Source organism: Pseudobdellovibrionaceae bacterium (assembly GCA_019637875.1).
GTDB lineage: Bacteria > Bdellovibrionota > Bdellovibrionia > Bdellovibrionales > Bdellovibrionaceae > JAHBUW01.
The window spans coordinates 145,438-165,923 of the sequence record JAHBUW010000007.1; the positions used below are offsets into that span (position 1 = coordinate 145,438).

At 56.9% G+C, this 20,486-nt stretch carries 22 protein-coding genes; 19 read left to right on the top strand and 3 right to left on the bottom strand.

The genetic code is table 11. From position 1 onward, the window contains the following. Window positions 1-14: 14 nt before the first annotated feature. Window positions 15-848 (bottom strand): hypothetical protein, encoded by an 834-nt coding sequence (locus tag KF767_10600; GenBank protein MBX3018330.1) that lies wholly within the window; start codon window positions 846-848, stop codon window positions 15-17. Then, window positions 845-1,882, bottom strand: a complete 1,038-nt coding sequence (locus KF767_10605) for a GNAT family N-acetyltransferase (GenBank protein MBX3018331.1) — start codon at window positions 1,880-1,882, stop codon at window positions 845-847. Before KF767_10605 ends, KF767_10600 begins: the two co-directional genes overlap by 4 nt. A 101-nt stretch (window positions 1,883-1,983) precedes the next feature. Here KF767_10605 and KF767_10610 point away from each other — a divergent pair, with 101 nt between their 5' ends. The 9 genes from KF767_10610 to KF767_10650 all read left to right on the top strand — a co-directional run bounded on the left by KF767_10610 (window position 1,984) and on the right by KF767_10650 (window position 10,775). Then, a complete protein-coding gene (locus tag KF767_10610; GenBank protein ID MBX3018332.1) occupies window positions 1,984-2,229 on the top strand; it encodes a ferredoxin in 246 nt (81 codons plus the stop codon). Beyond that, window positions 2,114-2,941, top strand: a complete 828-nt coding sequence (gene nth / locus KF767_10615; protein ID MBX3018333.1) for an endonuclease III — start codon at window positions 2,114-2,116, stop codon at window positions 2,939-2,941. Before KF767_10610 ends, nth begins: the two co-directional genes overlap by 116 nt. 3 nt (window positions 2,942-2,944) lie before the next feature. After that, window positions 2,945-3,427, top strand: a complete 483-nt coding sequence (locus tag KF767_10620; protein MBX3018334.1) for a hypothetical protein — start codon at window positions 2,945-2,947, stop codon at window positions 3,425-3,427. Between the two features lie 4 nt (window positions 3,428-3,431). Further along, a complete protein-coding gene (locus tag KF767_10625; protein MBX3018335.1) occupies window positions 3,432-4,463 on the top strand; it encodes a thiamine ABC transporter substrate-binding protein in 1,032 nt (343 codons plus the stop codon). A gap of 6 nt (window positions 4,464-4,469) precedes the next feature. Continuing rightward, entirely contained in the window at window positions 4,470-5,951 is a 1,482-nt protein-coding gene (locus KF767_10630) for an ABC transporter permease subunit (GenBank protein ID MBX3018336.1), read from the top strand. After that, window positions 5,923-6,567 carry an ATP-binding cassette domain-containing protein gene (locus tag KF767_10635; GenBank protein ID MBX3018337.1) on the top strand — a complete coding sequence of 215 codons (645 nt, stop codon included), beginning with the start codon at window positions 5,923-5,925 and terminating at the stop codon, window positions 6,565-6,567. The genes KF767_10630 and KF767_10635 overlap by 29 nt, the downstream gene beginning before the upstream one ends. A 174-nt stretch (window positions 6,568-6,741) precedes the next feature. Then, the gene (locus tag KF767_10640; protein ID MBX3018338.1) at window positions 6,742-8,499 is read left to right on the top strand and encodes a hypothetical protein; all 1,758 of its coding nucleotides are present in this window, start codon (window positions 6,742-6,744) and stop codon (window positions 8,497-8,499) included. Window positions 8,500-8,660: 161 nt separating this feature from the next. Next, complete coding sequence (locus tag KF767_10645; GenBank protein ID MBX3018339.1) at window positions 8,661-9,488, top strand: flagellin FliC; 828 nt, start codon at window positions 8,661-8,663, stop codon at window positions 9,486-9,488. Between the two features lie 459 nt (window positions 9,489-9,947). Then, the gene (locus KF767_10650) at window positions 9,948-10,775 is read left to right on the top strand and encodes a flagellin FliC (protein ID MBX3018340.1); all 828 of its coding nucleotides are present in this window, start codon (window positions 9,948-9,950) and stop codon (window positions 10,773-10,775) included. Between the two features lie 547 nt (window positions 10,776-11,322). Here KF767_10650 and KF767_10655 read toward each other — a convergent pair. Continuing rightward, complete coding sequence (locus KF767_10655; GenBank protein MBX3018341.1) at window positions 11,323-11,868, bottom strand: GNAT family N-acetyltransferase; 546 nt, start codon at window positions 11,866-11,868, stop codon at window positions 11,323-11,325. Window positions 11,869-12,336: 468 nt separating this feature from the next. On the opposite strand from KF767_10655, the gene KF767_10660 reads away from it, so the two are divergent. The 10 genes from KF767_10660 (at window position 12,337) to KF767_10705 (ending at window position 20,465) form a co-directional block, all read left to right on the top strand. Continuing rightward, window positions 12,337-13,170 (top strand): flagellin FliC, encoded by an 834-nt coding sequence (locus KF767_10660; protein ID MBX3018342.1) that lies wholly within the window; start codon window positions 12,337-12,339, stop codon window positions 13,168-13,170. A 141-nt stretch (window positions 13,171-13,311) separates the two neighbouring features. After that, the gene (locus tag KF767_10665; GenBank protein ID MBX3018343.1) at window positions 13,312-13,695 is read left to right on the top strand and encodes a hypothetical protein; all 384 of its coding nucleotides are present in this window, start codon (window positions 13,312-13,314) and stop codon (window positions 13,693-13,695) included. 97 nt (window positions 13,696-13,792) lie between these two features. Continuing rightward, window positions 13,793-14,470: a murein L,D-transpeptidase catalytic domain family protein gene (locus KF767_10670; GenBank protein ID MBX3018344.1), complete on the top strand. Its 678-nt coding sequence runs from the start codon at window positions 13,793-13,795 to the stop codon at window positions 14,468-14,470. Next, window positions 14,470-14,904, top strand: a complete 435-nt coding sequence (locus KF767_10675; GenBank protein ID MBX3018345.1) for a hypothetical protein — start codon at window positions 14,470-14,472, stop codon at window positions 14,902-14,904. Before KF767_10670 ends, KF767_10675 begins: the two co-directional genes overlap by 1 nt. 134 nt (window positions 14,905-15,038) lie before the next feature. Then, a complete protein-coding gene (fliD, locus tag KF767_10680; protein ID MBX3018346.1) occupies window positions 15,039-16,424 on the top strand; it encodes a flagellar filament capping protein FliD in 1,386 nt (461 codons plus the stop codon). A 98-nt stretch (window positions 16,425-16,522) separates the two neighbouring features. Beyond that, window positions 16,523-16,933, top strand: coding sequence for a flagellar export chaperone FliS (fliS, locus tag KF767_10685; protein ID MBX3018347.1), 411 nt, complete (start codon window positions 16,523-16,525; stop codon window positions 16,931-16,933). 74 nt (window positions 16,934-17,007) lie between these two features. Then, window positions 17,008-17,424: a hypothetical protein gene (locus tag KF767_10690; protein ID MBX3018348.1), complete on the top strand. Its 417-nt coding sequence runs from the start codon at window positions 17,008-17,010 to the stop codon at window positions 17,422-17,424. Window positions 17,425-17,719: 295 nt separating this feature from the next. Then, the gene (locus tag KF767_10695; protein MBX3018349.1) at window positions 17,720-18,739 is read left to right on the top strand and encodes a tetratricopeptide repeat protein; all 1,020 of its coding nucleotides are present in this window, start codon (window positions 17,720-17,722) and stop codon (window positions 18,737-18,739) included. Then, entirely contained in the window at window positions 18,736-19,320 is a 585-nt protein-coding gene (locus KF767_10700; protein MBX3018350.1) for a hypothetical protein, read from the top strand. The genes KF767_10695 and KF767_10700 overlap by 4 nt, the downstream gene beginning before the upstream one ends. After that, a complete protein-coding gene (locus KF767_10705; protein ID MBX3018351.1) occupies window positions 19,317-20,465 on the top strand; it encodes a glycosyltransferase family 9 protein in 1,149 nt (382 codons plus the stop codon). The genes KF767_10700 and KF767_10705 overlap by 4 nt, the downstream gene beginning before the upstream one ends. Window positions 20,466-20,486 lie beyond the last annotated feature (21 nt).

Sequence of the window (20,486 nt, forward strand, 5' to 3'; positions counted from 1 at the left end):
GCCTCATTGTCCGATCAGTCGCTACCGAATGTAAAGTCTTTGATTTCGTCGCACTGGGTGACCTTCACGCGTTGTCCTTCATAGGGAACTTGCGTCGTGCCGCAGGACTTCAAAACGCCGGCGGGACTGGGGAACATGGTGCTGCCGAAGTAGGGGATGTCGGGACTGAAAATCCAAAGGACCGAGAAGCGCTGGCCTTCGTTGCCGGTCCACTGCACTTGATCGAAAGTCATGACGAAAGCTTTGAGGGCGCCACGGCATTTTTCGCTGCTGAGACCGCCGCAGTTCGCGCGTTGTTTGACGAAATCCGGCACGGGAACATAAGTCTTTTCCAGCTTCAGATTGTGGAAAGTGACTTTCTCGGTTGATGCGGGACGGTACGCGAAGGGCGTCAGCGTCGACATCTGCACGATGGGCGCCGTGCGGGTTTCGGTCGGGCGGAATTGCAATTGCGAGAGTTTCAGCGAAGACGTATTCGACGAGCGCTTGGTCAGTCGGACTTCGCTTTGGTTTTGCGAGATCTTTTCTTGGTCGCCGACGTATTCGCGGGTTTCCTTCACGAACGAAAAGATGTGATCGTTCGCATCTTCGGTTTTGTTCGTGACGGTATAAGCCCAGCGCTTATCGAGCTGATAAACTTGATCTTGCAGGACCGTACTGCGAATGAAGTAGGCGTACTCGTCCTTTTTGATCGTGTACGGATCCGGTCCTTCGATTTCCGAGAGCTTGCTCGAAAACTCGGCCGACGTCACCTCGGGACCGAAGTCCGCTTTCAGTTCGGGTTCTTTCATGCAGCCCGCCGCCGCGAGGGCGACGAGTGGAAGCCAAAGACGCAAATTTTTGATCATATGGAGTCCCAGCCCCAGAGCCAAAAGCGCAGGGGCAGAATTTCGCGGATGCGAGGGTTGAAATCAAGAATGGGGGTGAGCGCTTCGTCGTGAGGTCCGAACAGAAGGCGGATAAAATCCGCGTCGTTCAGCTGGTCGACCTCGGCCGGTAGGCCTCCGTAGGCGCCGAGCGCACGTTGTACTTTCGCCATCAGGGAGGGGCGATTCAAAGCTTTGATCATGCCGAGGTGCCCGTCGACACGTAGAACGTCCCGGGCCTCGAAAGCCTGGGCCAGGCTTTGCGAGTGGCGGGGAGCGATCACGGTGAAGGGGCGATTTTTGGTCATGAGGATGAAGTTGAAGAGCTGCAACAGCGACGAAACCGAGCCGGCCCACTCGTGAACGTAGTCGCGCAAGTCCGCGCCCTTGCCTTCGACCGCGAAGGCTTCCAGTCGGCCGTCCAGGGACCATGCGGTGTACAGGGTCGAATTCGGGATTTGCAGGAAGCGGCGGACCTCTTCCAACGAACGGTGGGTCATGACCGTATGCTTTTGCATCAGCCGGTAAATGGCCTCGGGATCGACCTGGGTGGTCGTGCGGAACGCGAGCTTCGCGCCGGTCACTTCCAGTTGATTTTCAATGAAGAAGGTCTGTTCGAAGCCCGCGAGTTCGAAGCCGATACGGCGGTAGAAGTCGTGAATCTCGGTCCATAAGACGGCGATGTCGCAGTTCTGGCGAACGGCTTCATCCAGGCACGAGTTCATGATCTTCGTCGAAAGGCCCTGGCCGCGTGCGGATTCGTCGGTAACGACGCTGCCGATCGCGCCGACCTTCAGCACCACGTGAGGGGTTTTGACGATCAGGGGCTTCAGAACCGCATGCGAGAGAATACGTTCGTTCTCTGTAATAATTCGCATATTGTGAAGGTTGGTCGTCGACAGGGCCGTCGGATACTCTTGGGCGATGGACCATTGGCTATCGGGACGCAGCTGGCCGTTCAAAAAGTCCAGGACACGGTCAAATTCGTTTTCCGTCGGAGAACGGGGTCCTTCCATGGATCACCTCTTTCCCCAATTCTAACTTTCTTTGACTCCAGGCCAAAATTCATTATAGTCCCTCCGGACGTAGAACCAGTGCGATTTTGAGGTCAGGCGAGATGGCAGATCTGTCGTTGAAATGGAAACAAAACATGCACGGCAAGATGTTCGTGGATCAGTCTTGCATCGCGTGCGACGCCTGCGTTCTGGCAGCCCCCGATAATTTCAAGATGGACGAGGACGAAGGCCATGCTTTTGTCTCGAAACAGCCCGCTTCGGCCGAAGAAGAAGCCGCTTGTAAAGAGGCCATGGACGGATGTCCAGTCGAAGCCATCGGTGACTTCGGTGAGCAAGAAGAAGCCTAAAATTCTGTCCGCTGCGGTCAAACCCAAGACGGCCGCGAAAAAGCCGACCAAGGCCCGGAAACTTCCACCCCCGAAAAGTCGCAAAGCCTTGCCCATTCGGGAAACCCTGGAGCGCCTTCGCGAGGCCTATCCCGACGCTCATTGTGAGCTTGATCATCGCAACGCTTTCGAACTTTTGGCCGCGACGATTCTTTCCGCCCAGTGCACGGACGTGCGCGTGAATATGGTGACGCCCGAGCTCTTCCGTCGGTTCCCCACGCCGCTCGCGATGTCCGAGGCGCCGCTTGAGGAGCTCGAAGAGCTCGTGCGCACGACGGGGTTCTTCAAGAATAAAGCGAAAAGTCTGAAAGGGATGGCGACCGCGATCGTCACCCGACACGCCGGTGAAGTTCCCCGGACGCTGGAAGAGCTGGTCGAATTGAGCGGGGTGGGGCGCAAGACCGCGAACGTGGTCCTCGGGAACGCGTTCGGCATCGCCTCGGGGGTGGTGGTGGATACCCACGTCTCGCGGATTTCACAACGCTTTGGCTGGGTGAAAGGCGGCAGCGCTGAGGCCATTGAACGCGAACTGAACGAAATGATCCCGCGCGCGGATTGGATCATGACGCCTCACCTGTTGATCTTCCATGGCCGTCGCGTTTGCAAAGCCCCCACACCGCGATGTGAGGAATGCTTCTTGTTTGACGCTTGTCCGCGCCGAGAGGTTAAATAGGCCATGTTTGTCGCCTTCTTCGAGAGCGTGAAGTACGTTGGCCACCTGATCCCGATCGCGTTCTTGCGCGTTTTTCTGGGTTACTACTACCTTGATCTGGCGATGACCAAATTCCGCGGTCCCTTCTTGGTGCAGCCGCGCTTTGCGGGCGAAATCGCCGAAATCCTGCCGACGTTGCAAGCGCCCATCTGGTACAAAAATGCGATCGAGACTTTTTTGATCCCGCACTGGCAAACCATCGCGTTCTTGCTTGTGGGATTGCAGTTCGCGATCGCGTTCTCGTATCTGCTGGGTTACGTCGTGCGCCCGATGGCGCTGATCGCCGCGTTCTTGGCGCTGAACCAACTGGCGCTCACCGCGGCGGGAACGGAAGAGCTGCCGCGGATGCTGCTGGCGATTCACCTGACGCTCGCGTGGGTGGGGGCGGGACGCTGTTTGGGGCTGGACTACTATTTCTTCAAACGCCGTCGCGGGCTGTGGTGGTAAAGTCATGAGACACGTCATCGGATTTCTCGCGATCGTTTTTGCCGGTCTTATCGGCGCGCAGTTTCTGAAAAACAGCCGCGACACGAGTCGTGATGCGCGGCCCGTGGTGCGCGTCTTCGGTCCGAGCTCTTTCGTATCGCAATGGGGACCCGGGCCTTGGCTCAAAACGCAATTCGAGAAAACCTGTGACTGTCGCGTTGAATTCGTCGACGGTGCCGACTCGACGATCCTTTTTCAGCGCGTGAAATCCGAAGCGCGCAGCGGAACGGATGTCGTTGTCGGTATCGACCAGTACGATCTGGAGACCGCGAGCAGTTCGTTTGAGTGGCGCGATCTTTCCAAAACGGGTTTCGTTTTCGATCCCGCCGTGCAAAACGCGCTGGGACACTCGAAGTTCATTCCGTACGACTGGGCGCCGCTGGCGTTCGTGTTGCGTCGGAGCGATCACCCGCAGCTGCCGACGAAGTTGGACGATTTGCTGGCGCCGACTTGGGCGGGCCAGATCTCGATGGAAGATCCGCGGACGAGCTCGCCCGGTTTGCAGTTCCTGCTTTGGTTGATCCACGTGAAAGGCGAAGAGCCCGCGTTCGAGTACCTGAAGAAATTCAACAAGAACGTGAAAAGCTACGCCGCCAGCTGGTCGATGGCCTACGGTCTGTTCACAAAACGTCAGGTGAAAGCCGCTTTCAGCTACGTGACTTCGCCGATCTTTCACGTGGTCGAAGAAAAAGACACCGACGTCGTGGCGGTGGAGTTTCAAGAAGGTCACTTCGTTCAATACGAATATGTCGGCGTCCCCACGCAGTGCCGTCAGTGCGAGCTGGCCGAAAAATTCGTCGCGCTTCTGCTTTCACCCGAAGGACAGAAGATCGTGATGGAAAAGAACTATATGTTCCCCGTCATTCAGGGAGTCAAAGAAGGTACGCCCTTCGTGAACGTGCCGCCGTTACGCACGGTCGAGCCGGTCAATCTGCCGAGCCTCGCCGATCGCGAACGGATCTTGAAGAAGTGGTCCGCCCTGCGCCGGATGGAGTGATCCAACGTGCGCGCGCTCGTCGTTCTTTTCTGCCTTTCCCCTTACGTTTACCTGCTGACGCAAATCGCGAGTTTCAAAAAGATCGATCTTGCGGAATTTTCCTGGGCGCTCGGAAATTCCCTGAAGCAAGCCTCGCTGAGCGCGCTCTTGGCGACCCTTTTCGGTCTGTGGATCGCCTTGGGTTTGAACCGACTGGAGCTTCATCGCCGGGCGTTCGCGCAAGCGTTGAAGGCCGCGCTTCTTTTACCGAGTATTTTGCCGCCATTTTTCATCATCCTGACTTTTCTGAGTTGGGTGCAGCCGTTCCCGTTCGGGGTGACCGGTATGGTGGTCGTGCATTTTCCGATGATGGCGGGTTTCGCGGCCATTTTACTGCAAGGACAGCTCAACGATAAATTGGGTGAGCTGTCGAATGTCGCGCAGGTGTTGGGATCGGGGCGTCTTCTTTTCTGGCGACGGAGCTTCGCGCTCGTCCGTCGTGAAGTCTTTTCGGTCGCGGGTTTTCTGTTCGTATGGGCCTTCACGAGTTTTTCGGTGCCGCTGGTTTTGGGGGGCAGTCGGGGGACGACGCTCGAGATTCTGATCTATGAAAAGATCCGGATCTCGGGGGACTGGGGGACGGCGCTGACATTGTCGCTGGTGCAGTCGGTGTTGGTGGCGACGATGCTGCTTTCGCTACCGACGACCAAAGCGCATCAAGGCCGCGGCGACGTGAAGCCTTCGGGCCTCTTGCGGTCGCGGGTGGGTTTAGGGGTCGGCGTTTTGTTCGCGGTGTTGTTCGTCGTGCCTTGGGTCCTCTTGAGTTGGTCGGGCTGGTCTTATCTTTTCGGCTCGGCCGAAGTGGTCACCCAAGTGGCGAACGCGGCCTGGATGTCGCTACGTCTAGGAACGCTGGCGGGCGTGTTCACACTTTTGTTTTTGAGTTTGTGCGTTTTCGGCTTCGGGCGTCCCTGGTTTTTTCGATTCTTGCGCGGCTACTTCGCGCCAAGCGCTTCGCTTCTGGGGCTTTGCGGATTGGGATTGATGAGCGCGGTCGTCGATCTGGATCCGGGATACTTCCTGCTTCGCGGGGGACGCGAGTTTTCGAATATCGTCTATGCTTTGACGCTCGTTTTGATGTTCGCCCCTTCGCTTTTCCGGATCGGTGTCGACTCGCGGCTGACGGATTTGGAAGAGCAAGTGCAGTCCGCGCGGATTTTAGGTGCTGGGAATTGGCAGATTTTCGTTGAGATCGTGCTCCCGCAGGTGTGGTCGCGTTTGTGCCTGCTTTCGGCGCTGGCCGCTTTTTGGACGGCCGGGGATTTTGCGCTCGCGAAGTTTTTCTTCGAATCGGGCGAAACCTTGCCGTTGATGATCGAGAATCTACTCGGCAGCTACCGCATCGATCCCGCGCTGTCCTTGGGGCACGCGGTATTCGTGATCGGCGGACTTTTGTTCTTCGCGTTCTGGAGGTTGGGCCATGTCTTTGATCCGCGATCTAAAACTTAAAATCGACGACTTCCAGATCGACATTCCCGAATGGGAAATCGCCGATCAAGGTATCACCGCGCTCACGGGACCTTCGGGTGCGGGGAAGACCAGCATCGTGAAAGTGCTTTTGGGGTTGACCCCATGCCCCGGCTTTTCTTGGAAGATGGGGGATGTCGATGTCGCCCAGCTTCCCGTGGAAAAGCGTCAGTTGGGCGTGGTTTTTCAGAATTACCTGCTGTTCCCGCACCTGACCGGTCGGCAGAATTTGACCTTCGCGGCCGAGGCGCGCGCGGTGCCCGCCGCGCAGGTCGAAGAAAAGCTCGCCGCTTGGTCGAAAATCTTGGGGCTTGAGTCCTGTCTGGACCGTCGGGCCGAGGTTCTTTCGGGCGGCGAAAAACAGCGGGTCTCGCTGGCGCGCGCGCTGATCGGGCGTCCCCGGTTTTTGATTTTGGATGAGCCCTTTTCGGCCATTGATGCGGATCTACGTTCAGAGAGCCGCCATTGGGTGAAGAATTTAATCGCGCTCGAGGGGCTGCCGACGCTGCTGATCTCGCATGACCGCGTGGACGTCGAAACGCTTGCCACGAGCGAGTTCCACTTGCGCGCGGGACGTATCTCGCGTGTGGGTGTCTGATTTTTCGACACAGCGACAAACTCCGTCATCGAAGTTTTTCAAAGATCGTTGGCACCGCACTCCTGCGGTGACGATTTACGTGCGCATGATTCCCGATTTTCCAACGGCCCGGAAGAGTTCCGCCGGGGTGGTTCCATTCTGGTAAAGTGCGGATCTCGGTGGAAGGAGTTTCGGATGTCGTCGGTCTCTCGCAAATCGAAGCTGATTTTGCGCTCCAACCTGGTGCTGTCAGTGCTGGTGATGGCGGGCTGTATGAAGCCTTTGACGAACGGTCAGACGGTGATCGATCCGTCCCATGACGGTTCGCCGGATCCGACCGAGGTTTATAATCCCGACGTTCTGAAACCCGACTTCCGCGAAAATATGTCTCCGAAATTGGAGCTCGATTCCAGTGAGATGCTGCCGGGCCGTCGCAATCAACCGACGACACCCGCGAAAGTGAAAGTCTTAGGTGATCAACCCGACGAGATGATGGAAGACGCCCCTTTGCCGGGCGAGACGACACGCGTGGGTTCGGTCACGACTCCGGCCGACGGTGGAACGACGTCGACCACGCCGAAAGTAGACGGAACGACGACGGTGACGCCGGCGGAAACCGCGCCGGACGTGCGTCGTCGCTTCAATCCGATTCCGAAACCCCGTGAAACCGAAGCCCGCCCCGGCGTCACCGCCGCGACGGGAGCCACCTCTCCGGGAGTTGTCGCGGCTACGGGCGCGCGGAAAGTCACGGCACCGACAGGAGTGCAGAAGGTCACCGCACCCACGGGCGTGCAGAAGGTCACTGCACCCACGGGCGCGCAAAAGGTCACTGCACCCACGGGTGCGCAGAAAGTGACTGCGCCCACCGGTGTACCGAAGGTCACCGCACCGACCGGTGCGCAGAAGGTGACCGCGCCCACCGGCGTCACCGCCTCGACCTCGACCGATGTTTCCGGCCGTCGCCGCTTCCGTCCGATCCCGCGTCCCACAGACACGGCCGTGACCGCACCGACGGGAAAACAAACCGCCGTGGCGCCCACGGGCAAGCAGACCGTTACGGCGCCGTCGGGAAAAGTCGAAATGAAGCCCATCCCGAAGCCGAAACCCGTCGTGACGACGCCGACCGAGCGCGAAGCTAAGCCCGTGACGACCACGCCGCAAGAGACGCGCACGACTCCGGCGACGGATGGCTACTCGGTACGTGTGGCGGATAACCGTGATATCAACGAAACCGGCACGATCACGCCGACCGTCTATTTCGTGGCCGTGATCGACGAAGACAAAGAGTCTTGCGATGACAAAGTCGGGATGTATCTGACGAGCGGCACCGTTTCGATGCGCGTTTGTCGCCGGACGGCTTCATTCTGCTCGGAGCAGGGATCTTGTTTGATCAAAAAAGGCGGCAAGTGGCAGACGTTCAACGTCGTCCGTCGCGTGAACGGGATCGACCGCTACGTGCTGATCAACGATGGCTGCTCGTATGGCTACGGTGTGCGCAATATCTGTTTGGATCCTTACTACTCGTTGGCGGCGGATTTGTCCGTTTACGATCCGGGTGACGTGATTTTCATTCCGAAGTTGCGCGGACTGAAGCTGCCGAACGGCGCGCGGCATGACGGTTACTTCATCGTGCGTGATAAAGGACGTGGCGTGAAGGGCCGCGGTCGCTTCGACTTCTTCTCGGGGTCCAAGAACTGGGGCGACGGCTCGAATCCTTTCGTGAAGATGCGTTTGAACGACAAGGATACGGACATGACCTATCACAAAGTCGCCGGCGATTTAGCGGCGCGGGTAAAGGCGAAGCGCGGTTATCCGAAGCTTCCGGCCCGTGGGACCGTGCACTCGGCGTTGAACGAGGCGAACACGAAAGGTGTTCCCACGTCGCACTTGGCTCAGCCGGGGGCCGAGGTTCAAGCGGGTCATGGTTTCGAGGAAACGCCAAGTTATCAGTAAAAACAGGGACTTATGAATACAGACTAAAGTCATAACGCAGTGCGTCCGAAGAGAGGGACGACTGTTGATGAGTTCCTAAAAAGAGTCTGTGGGCACAGGGTTCAAAAGCGCGGCGTCTCGGGCTGGGACACGCGGGGATGAATCCGAGGAGGAGTTGCCCCGTGAGCCTTCGAATCAATACCAACATGGCCGCCATCACCGCGCAGCGGGCGATGGCCCAAACCCAGCGTAAGCTCGGCACCGCGATGGAGCAGCTTTCGACGGGCAATCGGGTGGGCGATCCCAGTACGGGCGCCGCCGACTTCGCGATCTCCGAACATCTGCGCGCGCAAATCCGCGGTCAAAAGGCCGCGCGGATCAATGCGGAAAACGCGACTTCCTTCATGCAAGTCGCCGAGGGTGGGCTCAGTGAACAAACCAATGTTCTGATTCGAATGCGCGAACTGGCTGTGCAGTCCGCGAGTGACACATTTTCGAATACGGAGCGCGGGATGCTGGATCTTGAGTTCCAGCAGCTGGCGCAAGAATTCGATCGCATCGCGCGGACGACCAAATTCGGTTCGACGGATCTTTTGGCGGGCGGCTCGAAGGATTTCGAATTCCAGATCGGTCCGGGCGGTAGCGGCGCGGACGTGATCAAATTCACCTCGGACGCGAATACGACCGCGGGGCATCTCGATGTGGACGGGCAGTCGGTCGCCGACAAGTCGGATGCGCGCGATTCCATCGAAGTTCTCGACGAGGCTTTGACGACCGTCGCATCGGCACGCGCGAACTTCGGCGCGGCGATGTCGCGTCTGGATCATGTGACGAACAACTCGGATATCATGACCGAGAATCTCGAGGCCGCTCGTTCGCGTATCGCCGATACCGACGTGGCCGAGGCGTCGAGCGAGATGTTCAAACAGCAAGCGCTCACGCAGTACCAACTCGCCGTGATGTCGCAGGCGAATCAGTTTCCGGGCTCTGTGCTTCGATTGATCGCGTAAGGGCGAAATCTCTCAATGAAAGCGCGCAAAACTCCTGGTGAAGCCCACCAGGAGTTTTGTTTTTGGGCCTCGACCTGGACCTTGGTGGGTCTAGAACTCGACCAAAGCCCCCCCTAAAACACCCCTTCCTGGACCTTCGTCGAAATATTTTTTCTTTTCTCTTTCCCATGAAATCACGCGGACAAGATGCGCTGCGTCACGATCTGGACTGGACCTAAGTCCTCAAGGTTCCTGGACCTTCGCCGAGAAGTAGCATGTCACGTTGGAGAAAAGTTCGAAGCGCAGACTCTGGGAACTCATCAACAGTCAAACTGATGAATCCCCCCGGAAGAAGTGATGCGAATGAGGAAGTGCAAGTCATGGCCGTCACCATGGTTTGGATGGACTCCTCTGACATAACGCAAACCAACTGTCTGTGGAGAGTCCGATGGGGAATCGGGGTCTCAGAGGGGAGAATCTATGGGCTTAAGAATTCAAACTAACTTGCCGTCGATTTCGGCGCAGCGAGTTCTCGGAGTGCAGCAACAACGTATGCAGCACGCGACTCAAGCACTGGCGTCAGGTAGCCGGATCGTCAGCGCGGCGGATGATGCCGCTGGTCTCGCGATTTCGGAAAACTTGCGCGGTCAAATCCGCGGTATCTCGCAAGCGCGTAACAACGCGTTCAATGCGGGCTCGGCGATCCAGATCTCTGAAGGGGGCCTGAACGAGGTCAACAACGTGTTGATTCGTTTGCGGGAACTCGGGATCCAGGCCGCATCCGACACGGTCGGAGAGAAAGAGCGGACATTCCTTAATGAAGAAGCAAAACAGCTGATCCTTGAAGCGGATCGTATCGCGAACACAACACAGTTCGGCGATCAGAAACTGCTCGATGGTTCAGGTGGTGAAATGACTTTCCACGTCGGCCCCTTCGCCGGTGAGGAAAACACGGTCTCGTATTCGCTCGCGGCGAACGCCCGTGCCGGTGAACTCGGCATCGAAGGTCTCGAAATGACGGATAAGGAATCCGCTCGCGAGGTCCTGAGTGTTGTCGATGAAGCCTTGGTGAAAGTTTCGACGATGCGAGCGAACTTCGGTGCGGTTCAAAGCCGACTGAACGCTACGGTTTCGAACTTGGATATCCAGCATGAAAACTTGTCGGCCGCCAACTCGCGCCTGCGTGACGTCGATGTCGCGAAGGAATCCGCGGAAATGGCTTCGGCACAGGTTCTTCAATCGGCTGCGGTGTCGGTCTTGGCTCAAGCCAACACCTTCCCCGGCATGGCGCTGAAGCTCTTGGGTTGATCCGTCCGGCACCCGCCGGTCTGAGCTCCCGAGCTTCGGCTCTTTAGACCTTCTACTATATAAGTACAAAAGTTCGTCCACGGTGTGCGAGTCACATCGGGTACCGTGGGCGAATGAATAAAGACAGGGGGGATGTCTGCTTGACGGCGCCTTTCTCTCTGGACGCGGAACCACCAGGTGAAAACTTGGAGCCCGCCAACGGTTAAATTTGCGACCGCCGCTCGATGATCGAAAGATCGGGTGAGTGAACGGTCATCGAGTTGATGAGTGATTGAAGATGGGTTCGCGAAAGCTCATGGCGTAGCCATGCGCGATCGGGAAGCCGGATGGTAAAGGACGAGGCTCACGCGGTTTTCCCTCTGGGGATCGGGTGGACGAGTCCGCGAAAAAAAAGAAAAGCTCTCGAAGAGCGGACTTTGACCTTTACATTGAAGATCACGAACCAACTTGTGGATTGGTTTGCTAAGTTACCCAGCTTTTTGGGTCGTCGCCCACAGACCGATGACTCTAAGCCCACCCTCGGAAGAGAAGTCTTCCGGGGGTTTTTTCATTCCGTCCACTTCACCGGAGTTCGGGTGCCACTTAGCCAATCGCTTCTTAATATCGCATAACTGACCGTGTCTTTAAGGGCGCCATCTTGGGCTGGCCATGATTGTCGGTAGTGGCCTTCCTTAACGTAACCGCAAAATTCAAATACTTTTCTCATCGCGACGTTGTCCACACGAGTGGTGCCCTCAATACGTTGAAGAGAAGGCCATCCATTGAACAAGTAATTGGTGAGCCATTTGACGGCGCTTCTGCCAATTCCCAATCCCTGGAAGTTACTGGAAATGCGGATGTCAAATACGGGCGCTCCATCCTCGATGTCGTCCATTTCAAATAGACGAACGATACCGATTCTTTTTTCGTCTGCGCCAACGATCCAAAACGTATGGTTGTTTTCCCCCGAGTAATTTCCTTCCCGTACGGACTGAAGAATTTGTTCTTCGGAAACGCTCGAGTGGACATGAAACGGCCACTGCTGACTCGTAAGAAATTGCGCTAACGCGACACCATCAGAAGAAGGTTGGAAGGCTACGAAAGAAATATTCATTGCGAAGATGTCATCACGCGGACCTCATTCTGTCCAAGATGGATGTAAACAGATCTGCGCCACCATTCTGATCCTTCCGCCTAAGGTCCGGCGCTGGACCGACTAGTCTAATATCTTAGGACCTATGTCTCCGGACCCAAGTCGCCCGACTAGGCCGACCAAAGCAGCGCGACTCGACGACACCTACGGCCTGATTTCAAAACTTTAGTCCAGGAAAACCCGCGACGATGGTCCAGACCTTCCTCCGTCGAAAGTCCAGTTGTGGCGAAAAGGCATCCGTCTTTGGTCCAGTTCTCGAACGCTCGACTAAAGGCTCCCCGGACCTCGCCGAAGAGCTTGGTGTGAGCAGTTGAATGGTTCAGCGGCTCGAAAAAAAACCCGGCCGGAGCGCCACGGTTGCATCGGGGAAGAGTAGGTTCCGACCCACGCAGCCGAGTCACAGGATGGACATCTAATTGGAGGTCCCAGATGGGAATGAGAATTTCGACAAACGTGTCTTCGATCAATGCGCAGCGTACACTCACGGCGTCGCAGCGTGAAATCAACAAGAGCATGGCTCAGCTGTCCTCGGGCAGCCGTATCACTAAGGCAGCGGACGATGCTGCGGGTCTCGGGATTTCGGAAATGTTGAAATCGCAGATTCGCTCTTATTCTCAGGCATCGCGCAACGCGAACGACGCCATCTCGATGGTGCAAGTCGCGGAAGGTGGACTTGGTGAAATCTCGAATATCCTGACCCGTATGCGCGAACTGGGCATCCAGGCCGCATCGGACACTGTCGGCGACAAAGAACGTTCTTACTTGAACCTCGAAGTCAGCCAATTGAAAGAAGAAGTCCAACGTATCGCGAAGACGACCAAGTTCGGCAGCACGAACCTGCTCGATGGCACCGGATCGAAATTCGATATCCAAGTCGGTATCAACAACGACAGCTTCGAAGATCGCATTTCGTTCGATTCGTCGGTCCTGAACGCGACGAGCGCGGAACTGGGCATCGACGACGTGGACTACTCCAATAAAGAGGGCGCACAAGACTTCCTGATGGTGGTCGATGAAGCTCAATCGCGGGTTGCGGCTTACCGCGCTAATGTGGGTGCTCTGCAAAACCGCTTCTCTTCGACGATCGAAAACTTGGGCGCGCAACACGAAAACCTCTCGGCCGCGAACTCGCGTATCCGTGATGCCGACATCGCGACCAGCACGTCGGAAATGGCCCGCAACCAGGTTCTGCTGAACGCTTCGACTTCGGTCCTCGCGTCGGCGAACCAACAGCCCCAGCTCGCGCTGAAGCTGATCGGTTGATCCTTATCGTCTAAATTCAGGAAGAGGCCTCCTGCTCTTCCGGTACTAACCTACCCGGGCGTCTCGTCGGAAGACCCGAGCCGTCCGGGGTACTTAGGTCCGGAAATTAAAGGCCCTGGCTGAATTGACCGATAAAGAGACATGGACATCCGTCACGCGATCGGATCACTGCTACCCACGAACCTTCGGAAGAAAGATCCGGTGGAGCGTAACATCAAGTCGGATTCGGCAACGGATCGCGATGGGAACGGGCAAATGCCCGGACAGGACAAGAACCAAGGCGAGCAAAAACCGCCGATGTCCGAGGAGCAGTTGAAAAAAGCGATGGATCATCTGAAGGGCCTGCCCGTCGTGAAAGACCACAACCTTTTGGTGGAGCTGCTCACGAATGAAGGCGGAAAGAGATTCGTGCTTCTGAAGGAACCGAACGGCAAGTTGATTCGCCGAATTCCCGAGGAAGAGCTGTGGACTCTGCAAGTCGTCAAAGAAACCGAGAAGGGCCAACTTCTTCGGAAGACCGCTTAATGAAAGACGTTTCAGAATGAGACGTTTGCGGCATTTGTTTCCGAATGAGTCGATCGTCCCGCATAATGTGTCCAGGGGTAGCAACTTGGGGGCAGACATGGGAAGCGTTCGTTTTCTCGCGCTCGCGATCTTGATCTTGAGTTTTCAAAACGCCAATGCCAACAACGCCAATTGTTCCGACCTTTCGCCGGAAGCGAAGCAGAATATGCAGAGCTGGCTGAATAAGTGCGGATCGAAGCTCGCCAACAACGGTGCGGGCAAAGTCGCGATCGTGGACATGGGCGGAAGCGAGCCCAAACTTTTCCTTTTGGACAAACAGACTTTGAGTTGTTCGCTGGCCGTTCCGGTCGAGATCGGTAAAAACAGCGTCGGACGTCCCCCGAAGGCCGGTAATGAAGCTGAAAGCAACATGACTCCGGCGGGATTTCACATCACTCGTTTGCATCAGGGCGAACGTTACGGACCAAACAATTCTTTAGCGATGGACGGCACGGGCAGCGAGAACAACAACAGCCTCAGCCGCGCTATTTTGCTGCACGCCAAACAACCCGGGGTCAATACGATCGGTTGCATCGGCGTTCCCCCCGAGCATTTGAATACGGTGATGAACGAGCTCGGTACGGGCTCGGTGATTTATAATCACTTCCCAAATGAAAAGGGCGGCGATAGCCAAAACAACTGCGACGGTAAAGGCGCCGGAGCGCCGACGAACCGCAATTACCACGGCGGTCCCGGTCAATCGCAAGAGGGTTCGAGAACCCGAGGTCGGAACTAATGGATCTTTTTAAAACGACGCTCTCGGCGGCGATGATTTTTGTATCCCTCTCTGCTTTCGCGAACGATCTGCCGGTGCCGCCGCCGACGGCGCACGCCAAACCGGCGAAGCTCACGCCGGAGCAATATGCCGAGCTGATGGCGCTGAAGATCAATGCGGGCGCCAATGTTAAAGTGAAGTCCTATGATGCGAAGTCGAAAACCTTCGACATCATGATCAAAAATGAACCCGCCGTCGGCCCCAATACGACGTCGTTCGAGAACCTTCGGCGCGCCATGGGTGAGCCCACGGCCGCTCGCCGCATGGGAAATCCTGGGGACTGGGTTGGACGGGAAATGACGCTGGTCCAGGACCTGATTTTGCTGCCGGATGCGCCCGCGGTTCCGGATAAGCCCGTGGCGAAACCCGCCACCCGTCCGGGAAAAAGCCGCTAAGTCCTTGATAGTTCGAGCGAGAATCCTCATCCATCGTCCTGTCAAAACGCCGCGCCCGGAGCCTCAAGATTTTGGGGGTCCGAGGACAAACGATTGACTCACGAAATTCGAAAACGCCATGCGATGATTTTTGTATGGCGGCAATTCGTTTCTCGGGAATGGCCAGTGGTCTTCCCCCGAACATTGTAGAGCAGATCATGGATGCGGAGCGCATCCCGGTGAAGCAAATGGAGGCCAAGAAGGCGGACGAGGACAACAAGTTGACCCTCGTGACCGATCTGGAGACCAAGGTGAACGCCATCACCAAAAGCATCGGGGAAATGGTCGGCATCCGCGGATTCGCGAATCACAAGTTCGTTTCCTCGGACACGAACGTCATCGACGGCGCCGTCGACCCGGAAAAGGTCGTGACCGGCGATTGGCAGATCGAAGTCGTACAGCTCGCGCAGAAACCCGGGGCGATCAGCAACGGCTTTCCCGACAAAGACAAAACTCAGCTGGGCGTCGGTTACTTGCGCTTCGAAACCACGGAAGGACGCAAGGACGTTTACATCAGTCAGTCGAATAATACGCTCCAAGGCGTGGCGAACGCGATCAACTCCTCCAACGTGGGCCTGCGCGCGCAGGTCATGAACGACGCCAAGGATGCGGACAATCCCTTCCGTTTGATGGTGACGGGAATGGCGACGGGTAAAGGCAACGAAGTCGAGTTCCCGAAGATCTACATGCTGGATGGTGATCGTGACGTCTTCTTCGAAGAATCGCGTCCCGCGCAGAACGCGATCGTCAAAATGGACGGATTCCAGATGGAGATTCCCGAGAATAAACTCGAGGACGTCATCCCCGGCGTGAGTTTGGATTTGAAATCGACCGCGCCCGGCCGCGCGATCAATTTGTCCGTGAAAGAAGATCACGAAAAGATCACGGGCAAGATCAAGGAATTCGTCGATTCGTACAACGCGGCCCTGCAGTTCATTCAGGACCAGCACAAACTTCAGAAGGACAAACGAACCGGTAAAGAACGTTTGGGCCCTTTGGGCGGTGATAGCCTGGTGCGCTCGACCGAGTCGGCGCTTCGCCGCGTGATCATGGCGCCGCAGCTCGGAACCGGTAGCACGATCGGCCGTATCGCCGAGCTCGGGATCGAATTCGGCCGTAACGGAACGCTGTCCTACTCGGAAGAAAAATTTCAGAAGAAATTGAACGCGGATCCGCGGATGGTCGCGAACTTTTTGCGCGGCGACGGATTCGCGACGGGATTCATTCCGACTTTGAAGCGTGAGATTTCGAATCTGACGAATTCGGCTTTCGGACCTTTGGCCAATCGTAAGCGGGGTCTGACGGATAAGATCAATCAGATCGACCGTCGGATCGACATGAAGGAACGGCAGCTCGAAAAGAAGGAAGAACAGCTGCGCTCGAAATTCGCGGATTTGGAAAGCAAGATGTCCAATCTGCAAAGTCAGGGTGCGGCCGTGGGTGGAATCGCGGCGGCGGCGAAAGCCGGCGCGGGCGGGTAGTTGAACGGACATGAACTGGACTCGAGGACGCGTTGAAAAGTGCCGAATTGAGATTGAATAGTGTTGTTGTTTTTGAACGAAACTGAGGTCGGTAAGCGATGAGTAATCCGTATCAGAAGTACAAACAGACTCAGGTGACCAGCGCCAGCCGCGAGAAGCTGCTGCTCTTGATGTACGAAGGTGCGATCAAGTTCACCAAGAAGGCGATCACCGCGGCGGAAGAGAAGAACGTCGCCGAACGTTGCACCAACATCGGTCGCGCGTACGATATCGTCAGCGAGCTGAACAACACGCTCGATCACAAAGTCGGGGGGCCGATCGCGGCGAACCTCGAGCAATTGTATATGTTTATCACCGATCAGTTCACGAAAGCGAACATCAACGGCACGGTCGAGCCTTTACAGAACGCGCTGAAGATTCTGGAAACCCTGTACGAGGGGTGGGTCCAGGCGGTCGAGCAAGTGAAGAAACAGGAATCCGCGCAAGCGGGAACGGGCGCCAAGGGCTGATTCGTCAGCCCCCAACTCCGCCGACATGAAGTCCGCGGTTTATTGAATTGTTACTTAAGACCAAGGAGGGTCCTTTGCGAGTCATCCAGCTGCTTCAAGAGAAAAATCACTATCTCGAGAAGTTCTACACCCTGAACGAAACCGAACTCTTGAACTTCGCTCAGGCGAACTTCGACGGCCTGGAGACCTTCTACCAGACGCGTGAGCGTATCTTGGAGATGCTTGCTTACATCGATCGCGAACTCGAGAAGTGCGACCTGGGACCGCATATCCAGATTTCGATGGAAGACCGCGACCTGGTGCGCGAGTGTTTGGCGACCAAAGAGGGTTACGTTAGCCGCATCCTGGCCCAGGATCTGGAAATCCTTTCGTGCATCGAGAAGGCGAAGTCCGCCATCATCCGCGAGCTGCAAGAAGTTCGTCGCGCGCGCAAGGCCGTTTCGGGTTACCGCTCGGGTCCCGCGCCCAGCCGCCTGAACGAAGAAGCCTAGACCTCCGCTGCCAGACCATAGCCCGCAGGTCCTGCGGGCAAATTGACGGGCCGGATCTTTTCCGGCGTCAAATCGACGACCCAATCTGCGCGAAACTCCCGCCAAATCGTTCTGAAAGAAAATCCTGACTGGCACCGTGGTTGCTTTGTTTCTCCATCAAACAATTTGGGGGAAGCTCACTGTGCAGACGTCCAGTCTAGATTTCGTTATTGATCAAGAGCGTGCGCACAACGATGAACACGTTGGCGTTCGTTTTCCCATTGCGTCCGCCCCGGTCGAAGGCGCGGAGCGCCCGATGGTCCACGCGGAGCGTCCGGTCGCGCGCGCACAGAGCGCGGAAACTCGTCGCCAGGCGATCGCCGAATTCGAAAATGAATTTTCGGACGTGCCCGCACTCGTCGGCAACGCCGAAGTCTTAGCGCAGAATCAAGAGCGCGCGCTGGCGCTTGTGCTTTTGCGCCAAGCGATGAGCGAGGATAGCTTTCACGTTTCCTCTTTGCGCCGAATTTATAATCTGCTGCCCGGGGGCGAGTGGACCCTGGCCGAGCGGACCGCGATCGCCGAGACTTTGTCGACGACGACGAAGCTCGCCAGCGATACGCTGCGCTTGGCGAAACTCGAGTACGAGAAAGGCGACCTGGGACGCTCGCTCGAAATGTACTTCGAGGCGGCCGCGCAAATTCGTGAAGAGGACCAAACCGTTTTTGAAATCTACAAGGACATCGGGAACATTTACGTCCGCCAAGGCGACTTCGACGGCGCGGAAGAGTATTACCACAAGGCTTTCGCATTGAATCCCGACAGTGACGCCCTTCACGTCAATCTGGGGACGCTCGAAATCCAGCGTCAAGAATGGGGCGCCGCCCGTGACCGTTTCCGTTTCGCACTGGGACTCAACGAAAGAAACGACAAAGCCTGGGTCGGTCTGGCGTTGGCGCATTATCACTTGGGCGACACCGAGCTGGCTTTCGGTAACTTGGAAAAGGCGATCGACCTCGCTCCCGGCAATCGGACGGCGGTTCTGCTGCTCGCCGGCTGGGCCGAAAAGCACAATCGCACGGAAGAGGCGATCAACGCTTTGGAAAACTATCTGGGGGAAGTTTCTTTCGACGAGGACATGTCCCTGGCCCTGATCCAACTTTTCTGCCGCGAGAAGAATTACTTCTGCGCGAAATTTGAAATTGAACGCACGTTACTTTGGAACCCGACGCGTCCCGATCTTTTCGAACTGCTGAAGAAGATCGAAGACCTCGAGGGCGCGGAAGCCGAACCGGTTTTCAAAAAGTCGGGCTTGGCCGGGGAGATCTTCGGGTGAGTCGCATTCAGTTTCAAGGCGAACAAGTCCTGCGTGATGGACGGAGTTTACACTCGCCGCGCGATCCCGCGCGCGAGGCCGGCGTTTGGGTCGCCGGACGTCCCGCACGCGTTCAGGGCTTGGTTTTCGTTTTGGGACTGGGCGCCGGTCATCACGTGCGCGAGTGGGCTCGTCAACGACCCGATCTGACGATCGTGGCCATCGATTTCGATCAAGAGCTTTTCCATCACATGACGATGATCGACGACGTGGATGCGGCGGTCGATTTAACGGCCGGGATATATGGATTGTCGCTGGAGCACGCCATGATCGGTCGTGGTGAAGCGTTGATCGATCACGGGTATTCGGTCGTGCGGTTCCGTCCCGCGTGGGGGGGACGCGAAACCGAATTTCACGCTCTGGAAGATATTTTGCTGGATCGTTCGATTTTGCATTTGCGGAGTGATCTTGTGGCCGGCGGCGCGCAGGCATGGCCGCGGGGCCTGGATCTGAATATCAAAAGCCTGACGGCGGCGGGCGTGGAAATCGTCGATCTGGAAGACCGTAAACTGCTGATGGCGCTGCGGGAGCTCGTGGCATGAGAATCCTGGCTTTGTCCCTTCTTCGTTTAGGAGATCTGTTTCATCACGTGCACCTGTTGCGCGAGATCAAACGTCGCGCGGAAGCGACGACCCGTACGGGTTCGGTGGAACTGCACGTCCTTGCCTTTACGGATACGAAAGCCGCGGAAAAGCTTTTCCCGGAATTCCGCTTTCACTTCATCCCGCGTGCGGAGTTGCAGACCGAGCTGGTCGAGCGTCACCGGAGCTGGCGCCGCGCCCTGCAGCTTTTGAAAACGTCGATTCGCGATCTGAATGAATACGACTTCACGCAAACCTACAATCTGACGCACACTTCGTTTTCGGGGCGGATCATGGATTTGCTCGAGTGTCCCGAAAAGAAGGGGCTTCGCTTCGAGGACGGCCGCGCCGTTTTGGACGGACAAGGTCTGCGTTACGTGAACGAGATCTGGGCGTTCGAAAAGGAACCCCTGTTCAATTGGATCGACGCCACCGCGGCCTCGGTCGATACGCCGGAGCCGCCCATCATGGCTGCGGACGCGCGTGAGCGCGGTGAAGTTTGGCTGCAACCTTTGACCAGCGATTCGAAAAAGAATTGGTCCATTCCGAAGTGGCGTGAACTCGCGCGCCGCCTGCGCGCGCAGAATACGAAGTTCCGTTTCATCGCGGCGCCTGGCGAGGGGGCCTTGTTGGCCACGGCCTTGGGTGAAGACGTTTACGAAATGACTTTCCAAGCCCTGCGCGAAACGCGTGAACACTGCGCGCTGCTCGTCGCCGGCGATACGAGCGTCTTGCATTTCGCGGTGCTGGAGAAGATCCCGGTCATGGGGATTTATTTGGGCCCGGCGAATCCGTTCAAAACTCCACCCCGTCAAAAGGGCGCCGGCATTTGGTGGTCGCCCGTGGGCTGCTCGCCTTGCGGCCATCGTTCGACCTGTAGCCAGGCCACGCACGCGTGCGAAGAGGCCCTTGGCGCCGAGGAAGTCGAACTGGCCATTCTTGCGAAACTTAAGAAAATCGACATCGGATCACACCTGACCCAAGCCCATGCGCTTTATGGAGAAGTGCAGAGTTTCGGTCGGGTGCATTTCAGGAGGAATGATGCAGAAGCAAAACCCGGGCGCAGCCCTGGAAGCTTATCTGTTGCAGGCGCTCGCCCGGCTTGAGAAAGCCAGTGAAGCGATCAG